Source organism: Streptomyces bohaiensis (assembly GCF_012033785.1).
Taxonomy (GTDB): domain Bacteria; phylum Actinomycetota; class Actinomycetes; order Streptomycetales; family Streptomycetaceae; genus Streptomyces; species Streptomyces bohaiensis.
This window is the reverse complement of record NZ_JAAVJC010000402.1, coordinates 1-3173: the sequence shown is the minus strand read 5'-3', so window position 1 is coordinate 3173 and position 3173 is coordinate 1. Positions and strand designations below refer to the sequence as shown.

Below are 3173 nucleotides of genomic sequence, written 5' to 3'. Positions count from 1 at the left end.
CCCCCCGACCGCGGAACAGCCCGCTCCGGTGCGCCGACCACGGCCGCGAGCGGGCCGCCGCACCGCCCGCCGGGGGGCCTTCCACCGGGCGCGGTCGCGGGCTCGGCCCGGGGCGGGGACGCTGGGAAGAGCTGCCGGACCTCCCCCGGCCCGGCGCCGACCGCACCCACCGATCCCTCGCGAGGTCGCCATGGCCGCCGACACCCTCACCCCCGCCGTCCGCTCCCCCGCCGTCTCCGAGACGGAACTGGCGTCGCTGCTCGCGCACTGGCGTGCGGCGAACTACCTCTCGGCCGGGCAGATCTACCTGATGGGCAACCCGCTGCTGCGGGAGCCGCTGCGCCCGGAGCACATCAAGCCGCGCCTGCTGGGGCACTGGGGCACCGCGCCCGGGCTCAACCTGGTCCACACGCAGCTGAACCGGGTCATCCGCGGGCGGGGGCTGCCGATGCTCTGCGTGTGGGGGCCGGGCCACGGCGGTCCGGCGGTGCTGGCCAACAGCTGGCTCGACGGCAGCTACGCGGAGGTCTACCCGGACGTGGGCCGGGACGAGGCGGGCATGGCCCGGCTGTTCCGGCAGTTCTCGTTCCCCGGCGGGGTGCCGAGCCACGTCGCGCCCGAGACGCCGGGGTCGATCCACGAGGGCGGGGAGCTGGGCTACTCGCTCGCGCACGCCTACGGGGCGGCGTTCGACCACCCGGAGCTGGTCGTGGCGTGTGTGATCGGGGACGGCGAGGCGGAGACCGGTCCGCTGGCCGCCTCCTGGGCGTCGACGCGCTTCCTGGACCCGGTGCACGACGGCGCGGTGCTGCCGGTGCTGCACGTCAACGGCTACAAGATCGCCAACCCCAGCGTCCCGGCGCGGGTCCCGGGCGAGGAACTGGACGCGCTGCTGCGCGCCCACGGCCACGAGGCGCTGCACGTCTCGGGGGACGACCCGGCGGCGGTGCACCGGGCGATGGCGGCGGCGATGGACGTCGCGCTGGACCGGATCACCGTGATCCAGCACGCCGCGCGTACCGACGGATGGCGCGGCACGCCCCGCTGGCCGGCGATCGTGCTGCGCACCCCCAAGGGCTGGACCGGGCCGGCCGAGGTCGACGGGCAGCCGGTCGCCGGGACCTGGCGGGCGCACCAGGTGCCGCTGCCGCACGTGCGGGAGAACCCGGCCCACCTGCGGCAGCTGGAGGAGTGGCTGCGCTCCTACCGGCCGGAGGAGCTGTTCGACGCGTCCGGCGGGCCGAGCCCCCAGGTGCTGGCGGCCGTCCCCCGGGGCGACCGGCGGCTGGGGGCCTCGCCGTACGCCAACGGCGGGGCGCTGCTGCGGGAGCTGCCGCTGCCGCCGCTGGCGGAGTTCGCCGTTCCGGTGGCGGCGCCGGGGGCCGGCTCCCACGAACCGACCCGGGTGCTGGGCCGCTACCTGGCCGCCGTGATGGCGGCCACGGCGCGGCGGCGCGACTTCCGGGTGGTGGGGCCGGACGAGACGGCCTCCAACCGGTTGGACGCGCTGTACACGGCGAGCGGCAAGGCGTGGCAGGCGGAGACGTTGCCGGTGGACGAGGACCTCGACCCGCACGGCAGGGTGATGGAGATCCTCTCCGAGCACACCTGCCAGGGCTGGCTGGAGGGCTATCTGCTGACGGGCCGCCACGGGCTGTTCTCCTGCTACGAGGCGTTCGCGCACATCGTGGACTCGATGGTGAACCAGCACGTCAAGTGGTTGCGGGTGTCGCGGCGGCTGCCGTGGCGCCGCCCGGTGGCGTCGCTGAACTACCTGCTGACCTCGCACGTGTGGCGGCAGGACCACAACGGGTTCTCGCACCAGGACCCCGGGTTCGTGGACCACGTGCTGAACAAGTCGCCCGAGGTGGTGCGGGTCTACCTGCCGCCGGACACCAACACCCTGCTGTGCGTGGCGGACGAGGTGCTGCGCAGCCGCGACCAGGTCAACGTCGTGGTGGCGGGGAAGCAGCCGACCTTCGACTGGCTGTCGCCCCAGGAGGCCGCGACGCACTGCGCGCGCGGCGCCGGGGTCTGGGAGTGGGCCGGCACCGAGCGGGCGGGCGAGGAACCGGACGTGGTGCTGGCGTGCGCGGGCGACGTGCCGACCCAGGAGGTGCTGGCGGCCGCCTCGCTGCTGCGGCGGCTGCTGCCCTCGCTCGCCGTGCGGGTGGTGAACGTGGTGGACCTGGCGCGGCTGCTGCCCGAGGAGGAGCACCCGCACGGCATGTCGGCCCGCCGGTACGAGGCGCTGTTCACCCGGGACCGCCCGGTGGTCTTCGCCTACCACGGCTACCCGTGGCTGATCCACCGTCTCGCCTACCGGCACGACCGGGGCGACCACCTGCACGTCCGCGGCTACCGGGAGGCCGGCACCACGACCACCCCGTTCGACATGACGGTCCTCAACGACCTGGACCGCTACCGGCTGGTGATGGACGTGATCGACCGCGTGCCCGGGTTGGCGGTGCGGGCGGCGGGGGTGCGGCAGCAGATGGAGGACGCCCGGTTCCGGCACCACCGCTGGACGCGGGAGTACGGCACCGACATGCCGGAGGTCGCCCAGTGGCGGTGGCCCGACGGCGGGCGCGGCGCCGCGGCAGCGGGGTGAGGCGGCGGGCCGAAGCCGGGGCCCTGGCCGGGGCACCCGGCCAGGATGGTGGGGCCAGCCCCACTGCGCCCGGCCCCGCCGCTCGCCTAGCCTCGCGTGCATGAGCACCCGAGGAGACGCCGAGCTGGCGCAGGAGTTCGCGGCGACCGTCCAGACGCGCCGGGAGTTGGGTGAGGCGTACGACGAGGAGCTGGTCGACGCCTTCGTGGAGAAGGTCGACCAGCGCATCGAGGCCGTGGTCGACAAGCGGGTCCGGCGGCGCCTCGCGGAGCAGCAGCTGACCGGGGGCGGCGACGGTCCGGCGCGGCGGCCCGAGTTCCGGGGGCCGGGCGGCCCGCTGGGGCTCGCCCTGGCCTCGCTGGTGCTGGCGATCCCGCTGTCGGCCATCGCGGCGACCCACGTCGGGCCGCTGGGACTGCTCGTGGCGTGGGCCGGCATCGTCGGCGTCAACGGCTGCTACGCGCTCTCCCGCCGGGCCGACCAGAACCGGGCACGCGGTCGATCACGTCCATCACCAGCCGGTAGCGGTCCAGGTCGTTGAGGACCGTCATGTCGAACGGGG

At 75.4% G+C, this 3173-nt stretch carries 1 protein-coding gene and 1 pseudogene; one reads left to right on the top strand and one right to left on the bottom strand.

Annotated features, from left to right (window positions below):
- Nucleotides 1-190 precede the first annotated feature (190 nt).
- Nucleotides 191-2611, top strand: a complete 2421-nt coding sequence (locus HCN52_RS23235) for a phosphoketolase family protein (protein WP_168090397.1) — start codon at nt 191-193, stop codon at nt 2609-2611.
- A 479-nt stretch (nt 2612-3090) separates the two neighbouring features.
- Here HCN52_RS23235 and HCN52_RS26480 read toward each other — a convergent pair.
- Nucleotides 3091-3173, bottom strand: a pseudogene (locus HCN52_RS26480) (phosphoketolase family protein); the annotation flags it as partial.

Bases quoted from the DNA above. Each gene is read 5' to 3' on its own strand.
- HCN52_RS23235 (WP_168090397.1), top strand. From the start codon at position 191: ATGGCCGCCGACACCCTCACCCCCGCCGTCCGCTCCCCCGCCGTCTCC.